This is a genomic window from Natrinema pallidum DSM 3751 (genome assembly GCF_000337615.1).
Lineage (GTDB): Archaea > Halobacteriota > Halobacteria > Halobacteriales > Natrialbaceae > Natrinema > Natrinema pallidum.
Genome location: NZ_AOII01000005.1, coordinates 1 through 22,841, shown reverse-complemented (window position 1 = coordinate 22,841; position 22,841 = coordinate 1). Strand labels below are relative to the sequence as shown.

The 22,841-nt window shown below is 52.5% G+C and carries 20 protein-coding genes and 2 pseudogenes; 8 read left to right on the top strand and 14 right to left on the bottom strand.

The genetic code is table 11. The annotated features are described in order from the left end of the window. Positions 1-5: 5 nt before the first annotated feature. The 6 genes from C487_RS00240 to C487_RS00215 form a co-directional block, all read right to left on the bottom strand. Complete coding sequence (locus C487_RS00240) at positions 6-1,109, bottom strand: hypothetical protein (protein ID WP_006183643.1); 1,104 nt, start codon at positions 1,107-1,109, stop codon at positions 6-8. After that, positions 1,109-1,984 (bottom strand): hypothetical protein, encoded by an 876-nt coding sequence (locus C487_RS00235; protein WP_241431038.1) that lies wholly within the window; start codon positions 1,982-1,984, stop codon positions 1,109-1,111. The genes C487_RS00240 and C487_RS00235 overlap by 1 nt, the downstream gene beginning before the upstream one ends. Next, on the bottom strand, positions 1,981-2,634 hold the full coding sequence (locus tag C487_RS22135) for a hypothetical protein (RefSeq protein ID WP_449406421.1): 654 nt from the start codon (positions 2,632-2,634) through the stop codon (positions 1,981-1,983). Before C487_RS22135 ends, C487_RS00235 begins: the two co-directional genes overlap by 4 nt. 1,143 nt (positions 2,635-3,777) lie before the next feature. After that, positions 3,778-4,233, bottom strand: a complete 456-nt coding sequence (locus C487_RS00225; RefSeq protein WP_345775599.1) for a pilin — start codon at positions 4,231-4,233, stop codon at positions 3,778-3,780. A gap of 586 nt (positions 4,234-4,819) precedes the next feature. Then, positions 4,820-7,099, bottom strand: a complete 2,280-nt coding sequence (locus tag C487_RS00220) for an MBL fold metallo-hydrolase (protein ID WP_049907732.1) — start codon at positions 7,097-7,099, stop codon at positions 4,820-4,822. 836 nt (positions 7,100-7,935) lie between these two features. Further along, complete coding sequence (locus C487_RS00215) at positions 7,936-8,814, bottom strand: methyl-accepting chemotaxis protein (RefSeq protein ID WP_006183637.1); 879 nt, start codon at positions 8,812-8,814, stop codon at positions 7,936-7,938. Between the two features lie 506 nt (positions 8,815-9,320). Between C487_RS00215 and C487_RS00210 the strand changes: the two genes are divergently transcribed. Further along, positions 9,321-9,875 carry a hypothetical protein gene (locus C487_RS00210; RefSeq protein WP_049907727.1) on the top strand — a complete coding sequence of 185 codons (555 nt, stop codon included), beginning with the start codon at positions 9,321-9,323 and terminating at the stop codon, positions 9,873-9,875. 45 nt (positions 9,876-9,920) lie between these two features. On the opposite strand, the gene C487_RS00205 is transcribed toward C487_RS00210, so the two are convergent. The 3 genes from C487_RS00205 to C487_RS19095 all read right to left on the bottom strand — a co-directional run bounded on the left by C487_RS00205 (position 9,921) and on the right by C487_RS19095 (position 12,679). Beyond that, positions 9,921-10,904, bottom strand: coding sequence for a transcription initiation factor IIB (locus C487_RS00205; RefSeq protein ID WP_049907726.1), 984 nt, complete (start codon positions 10,902-10,904; stop codon positions 9,921-9,923). Positions 10,905-11,669: 765 nt separating this feature from the next. Beyond that, positions 11,670-12,092, bottom strand: a complete 423-nt coding sequence (locus C487_RS00200) for a DUF7475 family protein (RefSeq protein ID WP_049907725.1) — start codon at positions 12,090-12,092, stop codon at positions 11,670-11,672. 113 nt (positions 12,093-12,205) lie between these two features. Beyond that, positions 12,206-12,679, bottom strand: coding sequence for a pyridoxamine 5'-phosphate oxidase family protein (locus tag C487_RS19095; protein WP_006183633.1), 474 nt, complete (start codon positions 12,677-12,679; stop codon positions 12,206-12,208). A 274-nt stretch (positions 12,680-12,953) separates the two neighbouring features. Here C487_RS19095 and C487_RS19090 point away from each other — a divergent pair, with 274 nt between their 5' ends. The 4 genes and pseudogenes from C487_RS19090 (at position 12,954) to C487_RS00195 (ending at position 15,373) form a co-directional block, all read left to right on the top strand. Beyond that, positions 12,954-13,280 (top strand): DUF7344 domain-containing protein, encoded by a 327-nt coding sequence (locus tag C487_RS19090; RefSeq protein WP_006183632.1) that lies wholly within the window; start codon positions 12,954-12,956, stop codon positions 13,278-13,280. A 70-nt stretch (positions 13,281-13,350) separates the two neighbouring features. Continuing rightward, the gene (locus C487_RS21925; RefSeq protein ID WP_394295582.1) at positions 13,351-13,668 is read left to right on the top strand and encodes a HalOD1 output domain-containing protein; all 318 of its coding nucleotides are present in this window, start codon (positions 13,351-13,353) and stop codon (positions 13,666-13,668) included. A 372-nt stretch (positions 13,669-14,040) separates the two neighbouring features. Continuing rightward, positions 14,041-14,265, top strand: a pseudogene (locus C487_RS19085) (PadR family transcriptional regulator); the annotation flags it as partial. Positions 14,266-14,494: 229 nt separating this feature from the next. Further along, positions 14,495-15,373 (top strand): mechanosensitive ion channel family protein, encoded by an 879-nt coding sequence (locus C487_RS00195; protein WP_006183631.1) that lies wholly within the window; start codon positions 14,495-14,497, stop codon positions 15,371-15,373. A 334-nt stretch (positions 15,374-15,707) separates the two neighbouring features. On the opposite strand, the gene C487_RS00190 is transcribed toward C487_RS00195, so the two are convergent. From C487_RS00190 to C487_RS00180, 3 genes are all read right to left on the bottom strand, one after another. Next, positions 15,708-16,850: a tyrosine-type recombinase/integrase gene (locus C487_RS00190; protein ID WP_006183630.1), complete on the bottom strand. Its 1,143-nt coding sequence runs from the start codon at positions 16,848-16,850 to the stop codon at positions 15,708-15,710. Between the two features lie 346 nt (positions 16,851-17,196). Then, complete coding sequence (locus tag C487_RS00185) at positions 17,197-17,793, bottom strand: hypothetical protein (RefSeq protein ID WP_006183629.1); 597 nt, start codon at positions 17,791-17,793, stop codon at positions 17,197-17,199. Positions 17,794-17,894: 101 nt separating this feature from the next. Continuing rightward, positions 17,895-18,080, bottom strand: coding sequence for a hypothetical protein (locus C487_RS00180; protein ID WP_006183628.1), 186 nt, complete (start codon positions 18,078-18,080; stop codon positions 17,895-17,897). Between the two features lie 57 nt (positions 18,081-18,137). Between C487_RS00180 and C487_RS00175 the strand changes: the two genes are divergently transcribed. The 3 genes from C487_RS00175 (at position 18,138) to C487_RS00165 (ending at position 20,237) form a co-directional block, all read left to right on the top strand. Continuing rightward, entirely contained in the window at positions 18,138-18,488 is a 351-nt protein-coding gene (locus C487_RS00175; RefSeq protein ID WP_049907730.1) for a helix-turn-helix transcriptional regulator, read from the top strand. Positions 18,489-18,873: 385 nt separating this feature from the next. Beyond that, the gene (locus C487_RS00170; protein WP_006183626.1) at positions 18,874-19,641 is read left to right on the top strand and encodes a ParA family protein; all 768 of its coding nucleotides are present in this window, start codon (positions 18,874-18,876) and stop codon (positions 19,639-19,641) included. Further along, positions 19,638-20,237: a hypothetical protein gene (locus C487_RS00165; RefSeq protein ID WP_006183625.1), complete on the top strand. Its 600-nt coding sequence runs from the start codon at positions 19,638-19,640 to the stop codon at positions 20,235-20,237. The genes C487_RS00170 and C487_RS00165 overlap by 4 nt, the downstream gene beginning before the upstream one ends. Positions 20,238-20,564: 327 nt before the next feature. Here C487_RS00165 and C487_RS00160 read toward each other — a convergent pair whose 3' ends face one another. After that, positions 20,565-21,797: an orc1/cdc6 family replication initiation protein gene (locus C487_RS00160; protein ID WP_006183624.1), complete on the bottom strand. Its 1,233-nt coding sequence runs from the start codon at positions 21,795-21,797 to the stop codon at positions 20,565-20,567. An 849-nt stretch (positions 21,798-22,646) separates the two neighbouring features. Further along, positions 22,647-22,841, bottom strand: a pseudogene (locus tag C487_RS00155) (IS4 family transposase); the annotation flags it as partial.

Genomic DNA, 22,841 nt, shown 5'->3' with positions numbered 1-22,841 from the left:
CGAATTCACCACCGCGAAACCTTCTCTTTCGTGTTTTTGAGGCCACGCTTCGCTCGAGTCGATGCTTTCTGTGTGGCTTTCCGAGCGTCATCAGCGGCCTTATCGCGCATCCGCCCAGTCCTCGACTTCCGCAAGTTGTTGTAGCGGCCGGCGTGATCCTTCGTCGAGCGGGCCGAAGAGCCGAGCTTGTATGCTCTCGAGTCTCCACTACCGAGTGTCGTCTGGCCNGCTTTGGCCGCTGCAGGATTCGTCGTAGATGCTCCTTTCTGGGCGATCGTCCGCATTGCAGGGCTACTCCAGTAGACCGTCATGACCATCGCGATAATCGCTGCAGGGATCAGTGCAAGTCCGACAAAAACGGAGTATATCCCTTCAAACGTAGTGTTCAGGTCAATTGCCCAGCCAATTCGAAATAAGACCGCTGCTGGAAGCCCCGCAAGCACAAGCCCTGGATAGATCCCAGCGACACGACGTGCCATGTTGGATGCTGGAGTGAATGGCCATATCTCGAGCGCCCAGAGAACACCCAACAATGGCATAACTGGTGTCAGGACAAGGATCCCAATTTCTCGGAAGGCAACAATAAATCCAGCTACGACGAGTGCCACATTGGACAATACGACCATCGCAAGAATGGCGAAGATTCCTCCCAGTGCTCCTTTGATCAGCCCCTCGAAATTTGCAGTCATGTCGTTAATTGGAGCAATTGTCATTCCGACTGCGTCGATAAATTGCAACGGAATAGAGACTAGAGGGAACCAGACGAATGTCGCCATAAATACAAGCCCTAGCCGCCGCAGGAGTCGTTTCCTCCGATACTCGCTAATCGAGCCTGCCCGAAGCCCAATAAATGCGAAGGCAACGATTAGAATCATAATAGTCAGGGGCATCACATACTTCAGATAGACATCTTGGTATATACTAGCCCAAGGCTCATTATCTGGCGTTCCGATAACCATATATCCCGAATCAGATGTCGGTGCTGGAACACCAACGATCGGAGATAGGATACCCTCATAAATGGTGTTCATGAGTCCAAGGAGCATCTCTGTCATATCCTCGACGACATCCTCGATTGCTCCCTTGACCTCTTGTCTTAACCATGCCATCAGAGATCACCATTCTCCGACAAGGAGTCCTCTGAACCGTTATCGGTAATGGTGAGATCGCACGACTGTTCTGTACCTCCATATCTAATCTGTTGTGAATACGAGGGATTATCGCCAACTTGGACGATAGCCGTCACGGTTAGAGATTCAGTCCCAAGTTCTCCACAATCAACGGAGCTATGTGGACTCTCGGTTCGATAAATTCTCCCACCGGAATATACGGTGGTAGTCTCACCGGGCGGCAAGCGCGTTTCGTGGTAGTATGATTTTGTCTCAGTCGAAAGGAGATGATTGATTGGCGCTCCTGTCCATTGGATTTCAGTGAGCAGCGACGGGATATTCCCCTTATTCTCAATCAAGACGGCTGCATTTTTGTCCCAGACAGGCGAATTCTTGTCCCACTCCATATCGGGGTTCTCCGCTGCCCACAGGACATCCGTAATCGCACACTCCGCCTCGAGCGTGAGTGTCGTCGTATCGACCTGCTCGTCTCCATCGAGAGCAACCAATTCGTAGTCCCCAGTGGGCACACTGTCCTCGTAGCGACCGAGAATTTCGAACGATGTCGTGGTCTCACCGCTTGCGAGACGCTGTTGGTCGAACAACTCGTCGTTCGGATCGATGAGGCTGATAAACTCAACTGAGGCATCATTGGCAACCTCAATCTCGAGGGTTGCGTCACCCATCTCGACAGAGGTGAAGACGTCACTCCCTTCCGCGCTAATTCCGTTGCCATCCGTACTGTTACTGCTGTTTGATGGGTCTGTGGACGTGTCCGACGTACAGCCGGCAAGGGCGACTGTACTCACACCAAGGCTGGCAAGGACTGCTCGGCGAGCGATACCACTGTCGTCTCGATTGGTATTTTCTGTCATTGATGATCTCGTAGTCCAAGGACTGCACCGTCAGTCAGGTAGTCAAAACCGTAGACAGCCAGAGCAACCGGGAGGAACCAGAGCAGCGTCACGAGGAATAGCTGGACAAGCTTCTGAAACTTGGGGTAGTTCGGGGGAACCGTCGCCCGATCCTCGGCTGCTGAGTACAACTGATCGGCACGCCACCAGTCTGCGGGAACGTACTGGCCATCGATGAGCGACGACGGCCGCTTCTCGAGTTCAAGAACGGCCATTCCGCTCGCGTTCAGCGCAGCCGATTGGTTACCGACATCGACTCGTCCAGTCGTGACCGGATCGCCAGTCGTCGTCTCCGTGACGGTGGCCTGCACGAGCGTTCCCGACGAGTTTGACTCGAGAACCGTCAACTCGAGAGTGGTGTCACGAACGGTTCCGTTGTCGGTGACCGAAATCGTCTCTGACTGGCCACGAACGATCCCGTGAACGGTCACCTCGTCGAAGGTGGCTGCTGGAAGCGTCTCTGATCGGACGGCGATCGATGTCGCATTCGTATAGTTGTCAACCGTCGGAATGGCGATCTCGCTCGAGAGGGACGGGCCAGCGTGTTTGCTCCCCCACGCTTCTTCGATCACTAACGGCGGCTCAGCATCCTCTGTTGCCTTGCTCGGCATATCCGGCCGTTTCTGCGTGGGGATAGCGTGGAGTTGTGCCGGACGAACGGACGAGTTCATCCGAGTCGTCCCTGTTTCCGTCCGAGACACCATCGTCCGCCAGCCGTCGACGCCCGCCGAATAAAACCGCCAGTTTCCACGCAAGCGCGCATCACTGCCAACATCGATTGCAGACCACCGAGTTCCCGGATGGATGACGACACCAGTGTGAGTCGCATCGCTCTCGAACGTAACGCGCTTCCCGCCTCTATCGTCAATCTGCGAGACAACTGTGTGGCGAGAGTCAGTCGCTGTTACCTGTTCGGTTGGATAGTCGACCTCCGTCTCCCACGAGCCCTCACAGGATCCGATTGTGCTATTGTAATTAGTGCACGTCCGGGTTTCATGCCGAAGGCGAGCAGTGATTGTGGCCTCGACAGTCAGATTCTGTGCTCCCGACAATCTCCTATACTCGAGCGTGGAGCGATGGCCACGATCAGCGTCAAGCACCCAACTATCTGTCTGTAGGACAACTGTGTCAACGGCAGTATCAGCAATCGACCAGTGATGGCGAACCGAGCCGCTCGTGTCATCGTCTGGGACACGGACCCGGTAATCGGCTATCGCAAGGACCTCGCCGTCTGGCGTGACGTACCGCGTCGAGGTATTCCCCGAGTGCAGCACCGTCGACGGCTGGACTGCCGCGATACTTGTGTATGCATCCCGAATGTAGAGCCCATCCTCGAGGTGTGCCCGTTCTGGATGGACAGAGGTTTTCTCGCCGCCAGGGTCGAAGTCCTGGAGATCACCGCTGTTCCACCTCTCGACATCGTCGATTGGCTTCTCGAACGGGACATCTGTCGACCCTGCAAGCCGGGTCGCAAACTCCGGCGCAGAGGAAACTGTCTCTTCGAATTCATCGCTCGAGCGGTTTTGCTGATCGAGATCGTCCGACCACAACAGCGGGAACCGTGTCTCGTTCACGCCGTAATCGGGCCCATCAGCAGGGATCGCTGTATCCGAACTCGGATTCGGCTGGGCAACAGCAACACCGACAGCCAAGAACACAGCGCCTCCGCTCGCGATGAGAAGCATGAGGGCAGCGTTGATTGCACGTGGTGTGGTCATTGAGCTTCAGGCAACCGCAAGCTCTGCTCTGGTGGGTCAGAATGGTTGGACACAATCTGAGAAGCCGAATCCCATCTGACTGCCAACCTTGTCAATCAGTTCGGGTGAGATCAGCGCAAGGACGATGATCACAAACCCGACACACGACATCACGAGTCTCTCTTTGGCCTGATTCTTCTTCTCAGGGTTTCCACCGGCACGCATGTACGAGAGGCCAGCTCGACCGACGTAGAATCCCGTTGCAGGAAGACCGAGACCAGCAACAGCACCGAAGACGATGCCAATGCCAGTCTCGACACCGGTACCACAGTAGACATCACCCACATTTGACTGGGCAGCTACTGATCCAGAAGCGAGGGCGAAGAAGGCCAGCCACACAGCAAGCGTGATTGCTACTGGCACGACTCGTCTCCACGCTTGTCGGATCCTAGTCACCGAATCAGGGCATTCCGGCGATGATTCTGTCGACTGATGTGATGTATCCGTGTTCATGGTACAGATATCTGTCCGCAATGATTCGAACAGCACCTCGAAGCTCACACCCATAGTGGGTCGCTCCGATCCAGTCATTGTACTCTATTCCAAGACGACGAAAGACAGTCTCAGCGGAGGGCAACTGTTCGCCCAGTGCGTCTTGCGATCTAATGGAGGCCGCAGTTGGTCCGATGTGCGAAAGGCGTGGTACTGCGTCGATTTGTGGGATGATAGTGTCCATAGGAATGCGACCTCTGCTTTATTGTTTTGGAGTCTTATTAGCATAGAACTCTTATTAGCCATTCTATATAAACTTTCCCATGGCCCTTACTAATAGTATTTATCCGGCTCGAGACGCCGCTGTCTTCTCGAAAGGAGAACTACTTACGAAGTACCACATTTAATGAACAGTCTCCACAGCAGATTGTAATATCGCGTGATATCAAGAAGCGACAGCCCAGAACCCACGTCTCAGCGCTATGTGTGAGCAACCAGAGGATCAACGGGAGCGGTCATGATCGTGTTGAGCGTGCTCTAAAACTCAACGCACCAGACAGTTGGTTCGAGAGACGACTCTGTTACAATTTCTCGGGATAAGCGTCAATTATAACACTCGTCGCTCAAGAGCCGCCTGAACGACTTCGTCCTTCGCTTCGTGGGGACAGCTATCGTTTTCGGTCGTTGCAACGATGAGTTCGTCCATCTCTTCGAGGGCACCGATCGGTAGCTCGCGGTCATCGATGTCGAGACCGATTGCATCGCAGAGCGTCCGAACAACGAAAGACTTCGCGTCTGATTCGTCGTTGTTCGCAGCCGTAGTTGCAATGAGTTGTTCGAGTGCTGGATCGGCATCGATCGTGAGTTTTCGCTCGGTAACTCTTGTTGTTTCAGACCATGGTTCGTTGCCGCGCAGCGCTTCTGCGAGGTACGTTCTGATTGCAGACTTGACGAACGCTTCGGTCGATTCACCCTCGTTACTAGCCTGATATTCAGTGAGTGTTCGAATCACGGGATCGATTTGAACGGTTACTGTTTCATCGGTCACCGCTCCTGTTGCCATCTCAGCTGTGGTTTCACTCATTGTTGGATCCGAATCTGACGTATTCTCGTCCTCGCCCCTGTTCTCAGTTTGCTCTGTATACTCGCTCTCCGTTGTCTCATCGGCGGTTTCCGCCTCAGTAGCGGAATCATCCTCCTCACTGCTATCGGCGTCTTTTCCACTGATTTCCATCTTATTGTCTTTCGATGTCCGCTCAGCAGTAGTACCGTCCGAGGAGGGATCGCTCTCCGCTGACGCCGAATCGCACAACACGTTAACGACGGTCGGATTAGCGATTTTGTCAGCTACTTCTTCCGGATCCGGTGTAATGTATTCATTGTCACTCGATGGCTGGCCGACGGTTCGATACAATCCACCATCAGTCGCATGAGTTGGAGCAACGCATGCGTTCTGCGTGGGATCTGTCCCCGCTTTGGGCTCTACGGTGTTAGTCGCCACCTCCTCTTCGCTGTGACCGATATGGAGTTCGTCACGGAGACGAGTGACGTCAACACCTTCCCGTTCGAGGGCAGCCGTTTCTCGACGTTCAAGTTCCGGAACACTCGCTGCTGCTTGCAGGACCCCGTCCCCGACGTCAATCACACTTCGTTGCTCGTCACGGTTTCGCACGCGCTGCTTTGCGGCATCACCGATCCAATTCGGGGGACAGAAACTCCCGTTCTGATACAACTGTTCCGAACCGGAATCCCCAGTTGCCCACGTATATGCGTCCCATTTGTCCTTATACCGTGTCAGGGACCGACCACTCTGGTGGGTGATGACTACGTGAGTCGGAGCGATCGTTTCGACGACCTCGTCAAGGACCGCTTCAGTTGGATGATTCGAGAACTTAAATGAGAAAACGGTTCCAGCGAAATCGCCAGCGTCTTTCGCAGTCGTATTTCCACCCTGCACCTGCACTAGCGTTGCGTTCCCATCACCACGAATCGCCTCGAAGAGTCGTTCGCTACTTCCTTCGACTGGAACCTCCGGCCCGGCGAGAGTCACAGTCCCTGCCTCGAGGCAGTTATGAGGAACCGAAAACTCAGGGATAGTCTCTACGTTCGGATAGTCGTATTCCAGCGCATCGTAGAGTTTTGCGACTTGTCCCACGAGGATAATTGGGATCGAATAGCCGAGTTCGTGTTCGATCCTTCCGAGAAGCGTCGTTAAGTGAACACCCGTTAGCCCGCTTGCCGTACAGAGGGTCTTCGACCCAGCATTCGCACGAGCAGCGAGCGTTTCGAGAATGTCAGTAATCGTCTCGTCAACGTCATCGTTTGTTGCGGCCGTAAGAAACAGCGCATCGACCTCGAGAAATTGTTCCGAATCGAACCCGACGTATCCGCCAGCATCACGCCGTGTGAAGTCACCGGTAGCGAGCGCTCGAAAACTCTCCTGTCCGTCACGGGCTCGAATTAGGAATCCGCACGCCCCTGGTGTATGCCCCGCTGGTACGGGAGCCACGCTAATGTCATCACCGACGACATCGACCCAGCCATCGATCGCTTCGACCCGTTCGAGTATCGCATCTGGATCTGACATCGAATGATGTCGTACACCTTCTGCTAAGACGTCCTCAAGAATCGCTTCTGTCCCGGGGGATGTGAGAATCGGTGCGCCATCACGATGGGCCTCGTCCAGCGATTTATAGTGATCGAGATGCGCGTGCGTGAGAAGTATTGCTGCCAAGTATTCGTCGTCAGCGAGTAGTTCCGATGTGTCGACACCGTCTCCCGCATCGACGAGAATACAGGGCGTCTGCTGCTCATATTCCTTCTGAACCCGAAGAAGAAAGGATTCGTTGCCCGTCCTCGGATTAGCATGTTCGTAAGAAATCTCCATACCTCCCGCTCGGTTCTGCACATTCATAAACACCCTTCAGAGCCTGTCTGAGAATTCGATGCCGTCTCAAAGCAGTCTCGAGTTTCGAGCGGTGGGTGAGTAGACAGTCATGTAGTGCCAATCTCTAACGATCTCTATACGACGTGCACTCAGTTCACGCCATTCTAATGCAGTATCACTGTCTGTCGGAAGATCCCATTGTGACTCACAGCGGCACACTCGAGACGGCTTTGCGACGCGACTAAGAACTCACGGTCAAAGAACAGTCAGAACTCGTTGAGTAACACACTCTGACCAGAAATCACTTCCCGGACAGGGTGCCACCGGAGTTACCGAACGCCACTCCCACCCTCCACGTTGTACTGTCTATCCCAGACGACTCGTGCGGAGACGAGTATTCGACACGGACCGTGTGTCTGAGATGTGCCTCTGACTGAGCGTGAGGACGGTTGTCCCCTGACTCTCCCCACGCCCAAGTCGCCGTTTTGATTGAAGTCATATCAGACTTTCTTAATTACCACAATATTACCCAGTGATTCATGGCGTTCTATTGGACAGGATCTCACCATGTCGATCTCACGACGATCCTCTCCTGTGAAAGAGCGATCGTGCAGATCATAACTGACCGGTCATGGTCACACCCGTTGTGAGTAGATCCAAAGCCGAACCCCCAGAACGAGCGTTAGAAGGACAAATACTGTCTCTGAAAGGGAGGATCTTCTCTTACACCTGCAGCTATTGGTAGCGGCGATGTCGTCGGACCACGACGACGACCAGATCCGTTCGGTGTGCTCGTTAGAGAGATGCTCCCTCTCGGGATGAAGTCAACCGCTTTCTCACACCTCTGCCCTGTCGTTCTGAGTCACAACGGGTGTGACGCCACCAGTGACCTGTCCATCTACATCAAGCAACTCGAGGTGGTGGTAGCGGGCGTCAAGCAGTCCCTCAGCAGTCTCGAGATCCATCGCAATGATCTCTTTTGGTGTCTGTTTCGCAGAGATACGTCGTTCAGTGACATCGACGTCCGAACTTCCGATCGCGATCATCTCGTTCCACACACGCTTGAGTGTCTGTGCGTGGGGACGCTTTCCAAGGATTGCAGTAAGCGCATCCCGGACATCGTCTCGCGTCCAGAAGATGCCGCCCCCGTTCGTGCGCTTCGTCGCGAACTCCTCCCAGCGCTTCATCACAAGAAGTGCCCGGAATCGGTTCTTCCGCGGTGTCCCCTGGTCGACGAGATGTTTTTTGACACGGTGCTGGCGGCAGTTCGCAAGGAAGTCCAACGGACTGCTCGAGGGCTCGAGGCCACCAGGCAGTTCCTCTGGATCCTCGCGATCGAACGCAGTCTCACCAGTCTCGGCAATCGACTTGGCCTGCTCAGCGTTTGCGTTCGCAGTCTTCGCAATTTCCTTTGCTTGGTCAGCCGTCTCGTCGGTTTCGTCAATCGACTCGGTGACCTCGTTGAGTTGACTGGCAATCTCCTTTCGGTTGCGATCGGCGCGGTTTTGTCCCTGCTGGAGGTCGCCGATCATCTGCACCAGTTCTTGGATGATGGCCCACATCTCTTCGCGACTCGGGAGGTCATCATCACCGTCGTTGGCCGTCTGATCTGTGCTAATGTACTTTTCGACGGTGTCAAAGCCAAGAGCTGCGGCAACGTCGTGATCAGTGGGCGTTTCTGCGTCAACTGCGTCCGGATCTTTTCCAATTGTCATGGAGGGTCGTTGTAGTCGTGGTCGTGTACTGCTGGTTGTCGGTCAGTCGCGATGCTGCTGGGGAGAGACGACTCTCGAAGGAGACGAGACACCATGCTGGACAGTGCCACGGCTCCTCGAGAGGCAAACTTTTATACCGATCCGGGTTGCAGGATTGAGTAGCCAACTCGGGGGCGAATTGACGCCCCCTTCTCCTGCAACCCACATCGACGAGCGGTGGGTATATTCTCCTATCTTCTTGCCTCACTGATAGTCATGGATATCACTTAAAACTAGGAGTCCTCTCTGGCGGCTCTCTCTCCGTCTCGAACTCCGGTAATCGCAAGCAGGAACACGCATCAACTGTGATGAAATCAGTTCTAGATCGTCGTCAGCATGCATCGAGAGTCTATGACTGTCACTGAGAACGATGGACGAGTACAACTAAAACTATCTGGGGCGTCTGGGTCCGTCTTCAGGACGATACTGCTATGTGGTCTGCGTAGTCAGTCTATTGTATACAGAAAATGTCGACAGCTGAACAGGGAGTGGGTCGTGAGGCCAGATATACGCTACTCACGGTGTTCCTCGTCGGACTCCGACGCCGGGATCCAGGCGCGGTCGTCAATGCCGTCGTTGCGGCGATCGGCACATATCTTCCTACGGTCGTCACGCGTGCGTATGGTGTTAAACTCCGACCGTGGCAGCGAGCCTATGTAAACTCTGCGATGGTTACTCATGCTGTCGGTATGCTCGGTCCCTATGACGACGTCTGGTGGTGGGATCACCTTACACACGCACATTCCTCGTCGATTCTGGCCGGAATCGTCTATGTAGCCAGCCGCCGGAAGGATCGTGATCCTGTTCCTCGGGTTGTTGCCGCCGCCATCAGTCTCGGGTTCGCCTGGGAACTCCTCGAGTATGCTATTCACGCAACGGCGAAACGCCTGGATCTCGAGCCGATACTCGTCACGTACGGCCGGAAAGACACGTTCTTCGACATCGTCTTCGATCTTGTCGGCGCATTACTCGTGCTTGCGTTCGGTGACCGTGTTCTCGGCGAGTTTGCGGCCAACGAGTAGCTGGTTCGGCGGCTAGTCGTTCCGTAGCAGCAGTGCATCGTCCTCTCAGTAGATACCCATCGCTTCGATCTGCTCTTGATACCGATTCCGGATCGTCACCTCAGTCACCTGCGCAACCTCAGCAATTTCCTTTTGGGTCTTTTTCTCGTTACAGAGGAGTGATGCCGCATAAATGGCTGCTGCGGCAAATCCCGTTGGCGACTTTCCTGAAAGCAGACCCTGTTCAGCAGACTCATCGATAATTTCGATCGCCTTCATCTTCACTTCTTCACCCACTTCGAGGTCAGAACAAAATCGTGGGACGTACTCTTTGGGGTCGGCTGGTTTCATCTCGAGGGAGAGTTCCTTAGCGATATAACGATATGTGCGCCCGATTTCTTTCTTCCCGACGCGAGAGACCTCAGTCACTTCGTCAAGACTCCGCGGGATCCCCTCTTGACGACAGCCAGCGTAGAGGCAGCTCGTTGCGACGCCCTCGATAGACCGTCCACGAATCAAGTCATTGCTAAGCGCTTGTCGGTAGATCACTGATGCGACCTCTCGAACAGAACGGGGGACACCAAGTGCCGACGCCATGCGATCGATTTCCGAAAGCGCAAACTGGAGGTTTCGTTCACCTGCATCCTTGGTTCGAATCCGTTCTTGCCATTTGCGCAGTCGATTCAACTGATTCCGCTTCTTTGAGGAGATCGACCTTCCGTGTGCGTCCTTGTTTTTCCAGTCGATCTGGGTGGTCAACCCTTTGTCGTGCATCGTCTGGGTTGTGGGTGCACCAACCCGGCTTTTGTTCTGCCGTTCGGCATGATTGAACGCGCGCCATTCTGGTCCGTGGTCGATATTTTGCTCTTCGATAACGAGTCCACATTCCTCACAAATGATTTCGTTACTATCGTTGCTAGCAACGAGAGCGCCTGAATCGCATTCAGGACACGTCTGCTCTTCACTCTCATTTTCATGTTCATGTTCATATTCGTCGGCTTCCGTTACCGACGTCTGATCACGTTCGCGCTGCTGCGTTGGCCGCACCATAAATGGACATTCTGACTACTCGTATGGAACTCCAATAATGATTTTGACCCGTACTCAGACTCATTCAACTAACTATCTGTCTCAAGATCGTCTAGAAATCGTCTCTATGGGCATTAGTCAACTTTCACTTCAGACAGACATCAAGAAGTGGAACCGAACGAGGAGTCGTGAGGTCCGTATGTAACCCTGAAGCGGTACACATCTGTCTTCGAATAAAGGACCACCGCACATTAGTGCAGTCGGTGGCCTGGGTATCATGACACAACTGTTGGTGGGGTTGGGGAGGCGTAGGCTGCCTAACCGTTAGTGAGTTGATTGGGTGGTGTCTTTCTGCAGCAGCCTCCCATTGTAATGGGAATCATTAGCGATACAAAAATCCGATGGCCAAATAACAAGGTAGTCATCAGTCCTCTTGAGGAGGATGATCTCCGACTTGGGCGAGAGCCACGTAGCGGGTATTGACTTCATACGGGCCTATTCATCCAAGATTTGGACAACGCGGACATCGTGTGAAGTACCACGGGCGCGGTGGCCCGTGGCTTCGCCGTAGTCTCTGGCACGAAGCCAGCGGAACGGCCGATGGCGAATTTCATACCGCCCGCGCTCGTCCCTTGGGGACTCGCGTGGAACCAATACACCCCAGCCCCGGTGGGACGGGGAACTCGAGCTGCTTTTCGTTTAGATTTCCTTCATTGATCACGTTAGTAAGTGACGAGCACGAATTATACTTCCAAATAGAAGGATGTGACGCGTTCCGTGGTGCGGTTAATTGTTTGACATACCAGTGTCTGTATAGAGATAGACAGCACCAAAGGCAATAACTGCTTCAGCCGCTTTTGAAACAACAGCCATTGGATTGAGACTTCCATTCATATAGAACGCCTCAATGCTGAAGCCTTGGAAAGCGAACAATCCAATGATCGTTGCGACCGCATAGCCCGTTGCAACGAGATAGAGTTCACGACGCCAGTAATTGGTGAGGTAGAGAATGGTTCCCCCGAAGAAGCCAAGTCCGTTTAAGATAAATAGGACTCCCAGTAGTTGACTGAATCCCATAACTTGCGGGCCGAGTAAAAGGTGGATCACACTAGTTATAACTGCTGCGAGTATCACGACATAACCGACCGAATTTGATGGAGGACTGATCAGTGAGGTGCTCTGCCCAGTCGCAGTTGATTGAGCCGACATAGTCAATACATGTTACCCATCACCAATAAATGTTCCATCATTATTTCTGAATAGGATATATGATTAAAATACACTACTTGTGACTCTCGGTCCTCATTCACTAACTGAAGGCGCTATTCGAGTCGAGATGCGGCCCCACTACTGTCGTCACCTGTATTTGTTCTGCCAGAGAGAGTTTCAATTTCGAGTTCATACCATGTTACCTCAGTATCGCTATCTTCTTGCCGAGCAGAAGTCTCGACATTTGAAGCGTGAGTAAAAAAGATTGCTGCGGCCCAATTCGCAACATCATCACTCGAGAGTGACAGCAATGATCCTGTAGCAACTACACTTTGCCATGTGTCATCAGAACCGTATTTGTAGGTAGTCAGTGTAACTGTGTCACTGGACTCAAGGAACTGCTGTTTCTGACTTTCTGGCTCGATTACAAATTGAAGAATGCATCGTTCCGACTCGAGATCGTAGCCATAGGAGACCGGAATTCCATAGCTGTCGTTATCTTTTGCGAGCGAAAGAACTCCATGGCCTTGGTTAGCAAAGAATTTCTCAGCTATCTTTGAAGAGATTTTATCGCCAATATCGCCCATGTATTTTGTTAGTCGACACTGTATTAACATTTCCGATTGACATTTTTGCGTTCAGGAATCACTTTTATGGGGTCAGACATAGTATTATGTATGAGACATATTTACTTAGACGATTCTATCTATAAACAATTATAAATGCTTATTATAAAAATCACTTTAGATATGAGTTATATATTTTATTAGTATTTGTATTTGCTGTTCGAATTCATCATATTATTTGAGGATCAAGTGTTGGTGGGTCAACTTTTTAGTGTATGAGGTAGATCAAATACCCATGATCAGTCAACAAGACTATGAGATTCTAGCTGATGCTGATCGGTATTATATTCTTTATGAACTTGTCCAAAATAATGGGCTCGTCACTATTTCAGATCTCGCGCAGCAACTCGCTGCTTGCTCGACCGTCTCCGAAGACAGTGATAGGTCGATAGAGCATGCAAAAATAAGGCTAGTGCATAATCACTTACCACGGCTAGAAGATCATGGTTTAATTGAGTACGATGCCCGTAGTGGGGATATGAGACTTACCAACACTGAGAGGGCCAAGGCTCTACTTGAGACCGTAGAAGAGTTCGAAAGCGTAGCTGTAAGACCAACATAGATAGAGTTGCATTCACACACGTAGCCGTCGTGTTGATAGATCCTAAGAGAGACCAACATAATTTGGGAGAATGTATTTCAATCTGACGTCAAAAGATATCTGGCTAGAATATATGACTGCCAATAAACCCCCGTCAAATGATAGTGCTATAATCTGCACTGAGCAGTTGGAATCTGAGTCGATTATAGAGACGATTGTGAGGGTTATAGCGGACCAGAAGAATGTCTCAGATATGAGTCTGGCTCCGATATATGATCAGATTGATTCAAACGCGTTAGTTAGGATTTTGGATCATGCAGAAGAGCACGAGTGTAAAGTGAAAGTTGATTTTTGTTTTGAGGGATATAGAGTTGTGGTTTCTCAAGATGGCACAGTGTGTGTAATGTAAATAGCATCTCATTAGACATTCGATATATGAGAGTTCGTATCGATGACTTAATAGTTGGACACACATAGGAATCGAATGACGGGGGCTCCAAATATTCGAAATTCCTGTAACCTGTCCGCTACAGGAAGTTCGGTCCCTCGTCATCAGTAATATGCACTGGATGCACGAGGTGTAAAGAGCATTCGAGATAGGTAGTTGGATAGCGTGACTATAATTCACTACTCGGTGATACCTCTCTCCCTGAGCTGAGTTCTTCTCCACCGAGGATAGACTGGAGTTGTTCAGGCGGATCAAGTCCTCGTCGTTTTCACGTGGCTAACACGGTTGTGATCGTCTCGTGAATCTGGACCCCTTCGATATGTGGCTGCTTGACTTGAGGAACCATACGGGCTCGCAATCAAGGCTGAACTCGACGACTACTACGAGCAAGAGATCAATCACGGCAGTCTCTATCCGAACCTCGACGACTTCGTCACCAAGGGCCTCATCAAGAAAGTTGAACTGGACAAACGGACGAACATGCACACAGTTACATGGCATGGACTGCGTGAATTCGAAGCGCGATGTGAATGGGAAGACCAGTATCTCGATTTATAGTCCGAACTCAAGGACAACCGCTCTTCTGTAGGCAAACACTCTTGGTAGAGTTCCGTGACGCTGTAGAAGAGCGTCGCTTGTTGTGGGTGCAGTCGAAAGCATCGAACGTTCTTGCGTAACACATTCGTTACAACTACATATTATATTAAAGAAGAATAATTAAACATATCCGCGTAAGTCGTCGCATATACCCCATCTTATAACTAGTCATGTACCGAATGAAGTTGATATGATATCACTCCAAGCGGCTCCCATTGATCTACAACAGTACATCCCAGATCTCATAAGTGCGTTTACAACTGTTGTCCTATTCGTCGTTTCCTTCGCACTCATCTATTGGATTGGGAAGTCCTTCATGTCCCGGGCAGTCGAACGGGGGCTTGAACACCGTGGCTTTGATCGAACCCTTATTGATCTCGCCGTAAGTACAACCGTTGTAGTGGTTGCTGTCGTTGCAGTTGCGTTAGCCGCGACAGTCGCCGGTTTCGGCGTCGTCCTCGCAGCGTTCGCGACCCTCGCTGGTGCACTCGCACTGGCGGTCGGCTTTGCTGCCCAGGATCTGATCGCCAACTTCGTCGCTGGCGTGTTCATCATTCAGGACGAACCGTTTTCCACAGGTGACTGGATCGAGTGGGACAGTAACTCAGGAGTGGTGCGCGAAATTCAACTTCGAGTGACAAAACTGGACACCTTTGATAACCAGCTCGTCACCGTCCCGAACAGTGACCTCGCGAGCGCAGCAGTAGTAAATAACGAAGCGAACGACAAACGTCGTGTCTCAGTCGGATTCGGAATTGGCTACGAGGATGACATTGAACAAGCCCGTGAGGCCATTATCGATGAAGGATCTCGTATTGAAGGCGTGTTTGACGACCCCAAGCCAACCGCTCCTGTGACGGAGTTAGGCGATTCAGCGGTTGTTCTCCAAGGTCGGGTCTGGATCGACCCCAAGAAGCACAGCTATGGGGCCGTCCGTGCCCGATTCCTCGAGGCCGTCAAAGAGCGCTTCGACGCCGAAGGAATTGATATGCCGTATCCCAATACCGAACTCTCCGGGGGAATCGAAGTTACGAACGCCGACGAGATGGAAGCCCCCTCTGACGACTAATTGCATCCCTGCTACCAATTCAGCTAGTGCTGTCACCCGGTAAAAATCGAGTAAAACGGCTGCGCAAAGCGTCCGGTTGTGTGGTACGATGAGATCGATATCGGCCTTCCCATCGGCCAGCACTCCCCTGTGTTGCACCAGCGTGATATCGTCCTCGGTTTTCGTTAAATCCCTCATAGAGGCGCTTGCGAAGCCTTATATCTTCGTCCACGACCGCAGAAAGTACACTCCGAAGCTCTTCGGCGGGCGCCACTGCAAGGAGAGCATCTAGCGGTTGATCACCGGCGACGGCTTGCGTTCAACACTGCATGTAAGGGATAGCTCAAGTTCATTCTCAGCCACGAACGTCGTCAATCGAATCGGAGACGTCCTTCATCTTGACGTCGGCGTAGGCCTCATGGGTAGTCTCGATAGAGTTGTGTCGTAACGCTTCCTGAGCCTTTTCGGACATCCCGCTGGTATAGAGGTCGCGACCGAGTGCCCGGCGAGCGCCGTGCAGCGTCAGATGGTCATACTCGCCGTCCGGATCGATCCCGGCTTCGTCGGTGAGCCGTTTCAACAGCCGGCGAACGCCCTCTTTCGAGATCGACGGCGGCGGAACCTCATGCTCGCGGTGTAGACGGTCAAGCACCTCGGTCTTCCCGGCGTCACCCCCATCCTCGAGCGCCCGAGAGACTTCCTTCTCGCCGAGTGTATCCTCGAGTGTGCGCTTTTTCGAGCCGTAGTGACCGGTCGGAAAGACGGGCCACGCTTCGGTCGTCGGCTCTTGCACACGGTACCATCGCTTGAGGACGTCGTGGACACTCGCAGGAAACGGGGCCTGTTCGTACTCACGGGACTTGCCGTAGACCTCGATCAGCCGCTCGTCGAAATCAACGTCCTTCCACTGGAGGCCGTTGCGCTTGTCGTCTTTTGGATCGGCGAACAACTCAGCACCACGCGCCCCAGTGCCATCGAGCATGACGACGATCGCCCGGTCACGGAAGGCCGTCTCTACATCGATCTGGATGGTTTCTTCCAGAGCCATGTCCACGCGCTTGGTGGCATACTCGAGCAACGTCTCGCGGTCTTCTTGAGACCAATACTGGCGCTTGCGCTTCCCGTCGTCCTCTGGAAGCGGATCCATCGCAGTGTTCGTATTCGCCGGGTTCGACTCGAGGTGTTGTTCTCGCACCGACCAGGAGAGAAAAGCTCGGACGTAGGCGAAGTAGTTGTGAGCGGTTGAAGCCGCCAGGCTCTCGTCGATTACGACGCGGTCGTAGAGGTGCTCGCTGTAACTGCGGACATCGTGGGGTGTGAGCTCGTCGACGAACTCGAGGTCACGCTCGTCTCGACAGTGGTCAGCGAACTCACGCAGTGGTGAGCGCATGGTCGTCTTCGAACCGTCGGCGTTGATCTTATAGCGCAGGTAGCTCTCGATGGCTTCGTGGACGGTCGTCCCCCCGGAGGAAGCCCGGCGTTCCGTCGATCCAGACATTCGTATGTGGGGTACAGTGTCGACCCTCGTAAAGTCCCTTGGTTAAACGTGATTTTATCCAAGTGAATTAGATACACCCTGATACTGGCGTTCGCGGGACTCTCAGGTGGTCGAAACTGTTAAACCCACATCCATAAATCATATCGTGCTATAGCATCTCGGGCCGAATTTAAACGATCGACTCGAATAGCGAATCCGCCGAAAGCAGCCGTCTCGAGAACGAACGGGACCGATCGCGCTATTCGGATGGGTTGGCGTCGCCGATCTCAATGAAGTGTCGTTGTGACGAGATTGAGGCTTGAATTTCTAAGATCCGCTTAAAACTACGATTCGACTTCGAGGAAGTTCACTGGAATCCTTTTCTGACGTCCCTACTTTGCCTTGCACTATCGACGGCCGTAGCATCGATCTCGTCGCCCAATACCTCGGTATGAGTAGCGAGATGCTCAAAGGCTGCACGCCCTGTCGACACGACTTCGCGGACGCAATCGCCGTATCTGGCAAGTGAGAAATCGTCGCTGGTCGGGTAGTAACGGCGATTCACGGTGAATCCTTGGATCGTCCCATTTTCAGTCTCTTGTATTTCACCGATACTATCTCCCCCATACAATATCTCGCGAAGGCGTGGACGACAATCCTCGAGTTGATCCATGTATCGCTCGTCAAGTATTGCGTTCGCTTTTTGAAGAGGTTGATCTGACTCTGTCGCGAACTTCCGAGCTATATTCTGGCGGATGTCGAACTCAAAGTGAACAAAGCCGTATGCCCGGTCATCTGCGACGATAGTCGTGTAATGATAACCAGTGTGATGTTGAACATTGAAACCGCGAAATTCCGCCCCGTCATCTTCGTCACCGATAGTCTCTGTAGTATCATGTCCAAGTTGATACGTATACTCCGTGATCGTCCCCAGTGCAGCGCTCAAATCCATAGAACCACTCATTAGTGATGAATATTCGGACGAGAAATAAATAGGTTGGTGTAAGAGATTGAACCGCCACGGGGTCAAGCCTCGATACACTCGGCCTGCTCCGCCTGTGGAAATCAGTCCTCGAGTTCGCGCACGGTCGCGGCCCGCTCATCGAATCGGTCGTCATACTGGTCGCGGTCCTCGAAGAACAGCTTGCCCGATCGACTTTCGACCTCGCCGAGTCGGTCCGATGCCGTCGGTTCGTAGACATCGATCGTGACGCCGTCGGTCGTACCCGAAACGGTGATGAAATAGAGCACGCGGAGCGTCTTCGGGGAGAGACGTTCGAACAGCCGCCGAACATCGCTTTGGGAGACATTGTTCGGGAGTCGTTCGGAGACGACGCCGTGTTCGCGGTAGCCGACGGGCTCGAGCTTGTCCGCGAGTCCAGCGGCATCCACCAGAGCGACTTCTGGAAGGAACTGGAATTCTCCTCACGCAAGGGCAGCCGGATCGTCGAATCGCTCGTCGAAAAGGAACTGGTCGATCGAGAGGAAACCGTCTACGACGGCCACAACACCTACTTCATCTCGCCGACCGCACGAGACCTCGATTTCAGACTGCTGATGGCCGGCGACATGCTCTCGCCGTTTGTCGGCGAGGAAGAGATTGATCCTGACAGCGACGCTTTCTCGCAGTGGATCATGAACCTGGCGTACGAGGAGTAGTCGGCGTGATCAGCGCTCGAGATCGCGACCCCATTTTCGGTCCTGTTGAGCCGCTCTGACAAACCGTCCGAAGCGAGCTGCCCCGCTTTTCTCGCACCCTGAACCTGTGCAATGGGGTGAGCGTCACTAATCTGAGTCCCTGGCGAATTTCTCCGCGGTGGCGACAACCGTCTCGAACAGTTCGATATTCAGGTTCGGAACAATTTGAGTGTTGTGAATGTTTGGAACGACATGAGTGTTGTGAATGTTTGGAACGACAAACGTTCTAAATACACCTGTAATACAAGGTTTGCCTACCATCTTTATAAGTGATAAGCGAGTTAGGACCAATTGGAGAGGCTAACCGATTATGAGTTCCAAACCTTCCGAACCCTACCGACTCGTTGTGAGTAATCAGAAAGGCGGCGTCGGGAAAAGCACGATCGCGCTGAACGTCGCCGGGGCGCTGTCCGAACGGGGCAACGATGTTCTGTTGGTTGACCTTGATCCACAGGGATATCTAACGAGTGGTGCAGGGTACAAAGACCGCTACACAGAAGAAGGGACAAATCTCGCCGACGCGTTGAAAGCACCGAACGAACACACAGTCGCTGAGCTCACTATTCCACACAACGAGTTCGACTTTCTCCCGGCGAACATCGGGATGTTCACGCTCGAGCAAGATTTAGTCTCAGCGATGCAGGGCCGCAAGCGCCTCAAGATGCTGCTCGAGAACGTGACCGGCTATGACTTTCTTGTAGTCGACTGTCCGCCGTCGCTAGGGCTGTTGACCGACAACGCCTTACTCGCATGTGAGAACCTGTTGATCCCTGCAGAAGCCGAAGATACGAGCATTCGAGCCCTGGACTTGCTCTTCAAGCAGGTCGACTCGCTCGAAGACAATTTCAGTGACGCGTCGATCAACGAACAGGCAATCGTAGTCTCGAACGTCGACTATCCGCTCGACAGCGAACAACGCGGGATGCTCGAGTGGTTTGAGAACCAATTCAGCGAGTTTATCCCTGTCTTTGAAGTTCGCAACCGAGCAGCGATCAAACGCGCCTGGAACAACGGTCACTCAATTTTCGGTCACGAGGAGGAGTGTGATATGGAAGATGAACTGCTATCGATTGCTGCCTACTTCGAAGACGAAGCGCGAGGTGACGTCGAATGACCGACCGGGACGAGCGCGGGAAAGACGTGACGAGTCGGTTGTCAAAGCGGTTCGAGACTGAGCCGGACGAGCCCGACGAGAGTTCCGAGGCTGACGAACGTTCTGGTAGTTCCAAACCTTCTGAAACCTCCGAACCCGCACAGAACGACGAACCGTCCAAAGGCGACGAACGTGACGAACAGTCCGAGACTGACGTGAGTGCTGAGAGTGATGATTCGGCAGAGAGCGGCGAACGTTCTGGTAGTTCCAACCCCTCCGATCCCTCCAAACAAGCACAACGCTCCGAAGGAGACAAACGCAACAAACTTTCCAAGAAATCCAAGGGTGACAAACAGTCTGGCGGTTCCAGCGGCAAGGTGAACGTCAAAGAAGAGTGGACCGGGCGGTACATGTACCTCCCCGACGAGATCGACGAGCAGTTTGACGAGTTCGACCGTCTCGTCTACGAGTGCGGACAGGAACTCGACTGGAAGCCTAAGAAGAACAAACACTTCTATCCGGTCGTCGTGAGCCGCGGGATCGAAGCGGTCGCGGAGATGGACGCAGGAGAGTTCGTTGAGGCCGTTGACAAACTCGAGTTGCCCCGCGACAGGTAGTTCTTTTTCCGAAGACAGCTGTTGCTCACGAGCGTAGGATAGGCCACCGCCCACTACGGTCACAAGTCGTTGGAAGTAACCACCTATAGACAGATCAAAATCGGCGGCACAGCGGTCACTCGATCTGACTCGAGGGCGCGTAACTGTCCCGGGTTAGAGGCAATGAGTCGCTTTCCTTCATTCCGCTCGCTTACCGAGAAGGGAGTGCTACCACACAGTTGAGGAAACTACAAAAGTCAGGAGCCACCGCATCCGTGGCCACCCACTTTGAACCAGACGAGTTCACGACCCAACACCACTATGTCCGCAGTAATATCAGAATCAGGCTCAGGTGTACTGTTCGAGCGTCGTGTCTTCAGCAAAGATACCGGCTATTGACTCATGGATACCGACCTCAGTAATAGTCTCGTCAAGTGCACTAAGAATCATATTAATATCCATATCAACAGAATATTCTCGATAAGTTCCGCCACGCCGTCCTTCATTTCGTTCGACAGAGGAGATGATTCCCAACATAGAGAGTTCACCGAGATGGTCGCGCATCCGACGAGGAACAAGCGGATCAGCCCCAATCTGTTTGGCAAAGCTGGTGTATCTGGGCCGAATATCTCGAGACCGAACTGGTTTCTCCCCCTCTCTGTCAAGTGTGATGAGTGCATAGAGAACGAGATGACCGTGTTGAGTCAATCCGGAGATTCCTTCGCGAATTCGTCCTCGCTCAAGTTCATTTCTAGCATCTCGGACAAGATCTTCTGTAATCGTCTTGGTATCACGGTCTCGTGCAAGATCCCCAGTTTTCATCAAAAGATCCAGTGACTGGCGGGCGTCACCGGCGTCTTTAGCACCATATGCAGCACAGAGTTCAATAACACCGTCAGTGAGAACACCATCATAGAAGGCTACGTCTGCGCGCTGACGGAGGATCTGGATTAGTTCCTGGGCATCATATGCCGGGAACTGTATCTCTTCTTCACACAGGGAACTCTTGACTTTTGGCGAGAGGTTATCACGAAAGGAGAAGTCGTTTGAGATCCCGATAATCCCAATTTTCGCTTTGGATAGATTTCCGTTCGCACGGGCTCGAGGAAGTTGGTAGAGAATGCTATCATCATTGATGTGGTCAACCTCATCAAGAACGATAAGGATCGTGCCACCACATTTGTCGAGTTCTTCCCACAGCATATCATAGACAGTGGAACGAGGATATCCAGTTGTAGAGATCTGATTTGATTCGTTCCGGAATTTATTGACAAGTCTTGTTGCGATTTGATAGCTGCTTGAGAGGCCATCACAATTTAGCATCTTTACGGTGAGCTTGATGTCATCATACTGAGCCGCGTCATCGATTAGATGGTCAAGAAGAAATCGAGTTCCTGCGGTCTTCCCAACACCGGTCTTACCATAGAGGAAGATGTTGTTCGGTTGTTCCCCGTTGATTACCGGTTGAAGCGCCGTTTTGTATCGTTCAAGCTCCTCATCGCGACCAACGAGAGTATCGGGTTGATAGTCTTCCCTCAGTGCGTCTCGGTTCCGGTAAATATCCAGATCCCGCTCGAACATTCTACCCATCTGTTTTGGAATACATTTAGAGTGGAAGGTATTAAANCCCCCTGCCGCAGTGTCCGCCGTTTCCGCTGTTCTGGGAGTTTATAAAGATACTCAGCACACACCCACCCCACCGTGTCCGCAGTAACTCACTCAAATAAGGACATACGCTGAGATCAGTATCTAGATGCAGAAAGATTTATTATGTAGACAGTGGTATCGTCCGAACGATATCTAGAAGCATACTAGTGGTTGTTAGGTGGTTGTATGACAATCGGTTTATCAGCACCACCTCTCGCTTAGTTTCAGAAGAACTGCGGACGTAGTGGGGTGGGTGTCTCCTTTCAATCTCATATTGTACCCTTCCCTCCTAAACCCCGTCATAAGTCATGAGCAGGCCAATTTCAGAAGCCGATATTTTCTAACACCACTATGTCCGCCGTTCTAGTAACATGTTTTCCGAGGAACAGCGGACATGGTGGTGTGTCTGTACTCATATAGACACCACTGTGTCCGTCGTTCCGATAACAGGTCTTCGGAAAGACCAGATGTGATCGTTCATTGCCAGTCAGATCACACCACTATGTCTGCTGTTCTAGTAACATGTTTTTTCGAAGAATAGCGGACATGGTGGGGTGTCTGTCTTTTCTCACACCACGGTGTCCGCAGTAGTCTCAGTGTTTGAGAACCCGGAATTCACGTCTACGACTTGGTTGAACTGGCAGAAGAGTATTCGATTTGAGAACGGAACTCTCAGTGTGTTTTCGACTGGCAGATGATTCGTGTCATGCGCGGTCGCGTCCGCGTAACTGGGAATCGGGAAGAGATTGATAATGAGGACATCCGATATACATTCGTCTTTAGCTAAGACTCACACCTCGGTTGCGTAGCGGTAGCGAGCGTCTCCTGTAAGACCGGACGTTGCTGGTGAATCTTCTGAGCATCCTCGATCAGCCGCTCCAGCAACGGCGGGGGTGAGTAACCGAGATACTCACCGAGTTCGTGGAGGATGAGCTGGGCGTGCGACCGGAAGGGCGCCGCCCAGCGTTCTGGCGGAAA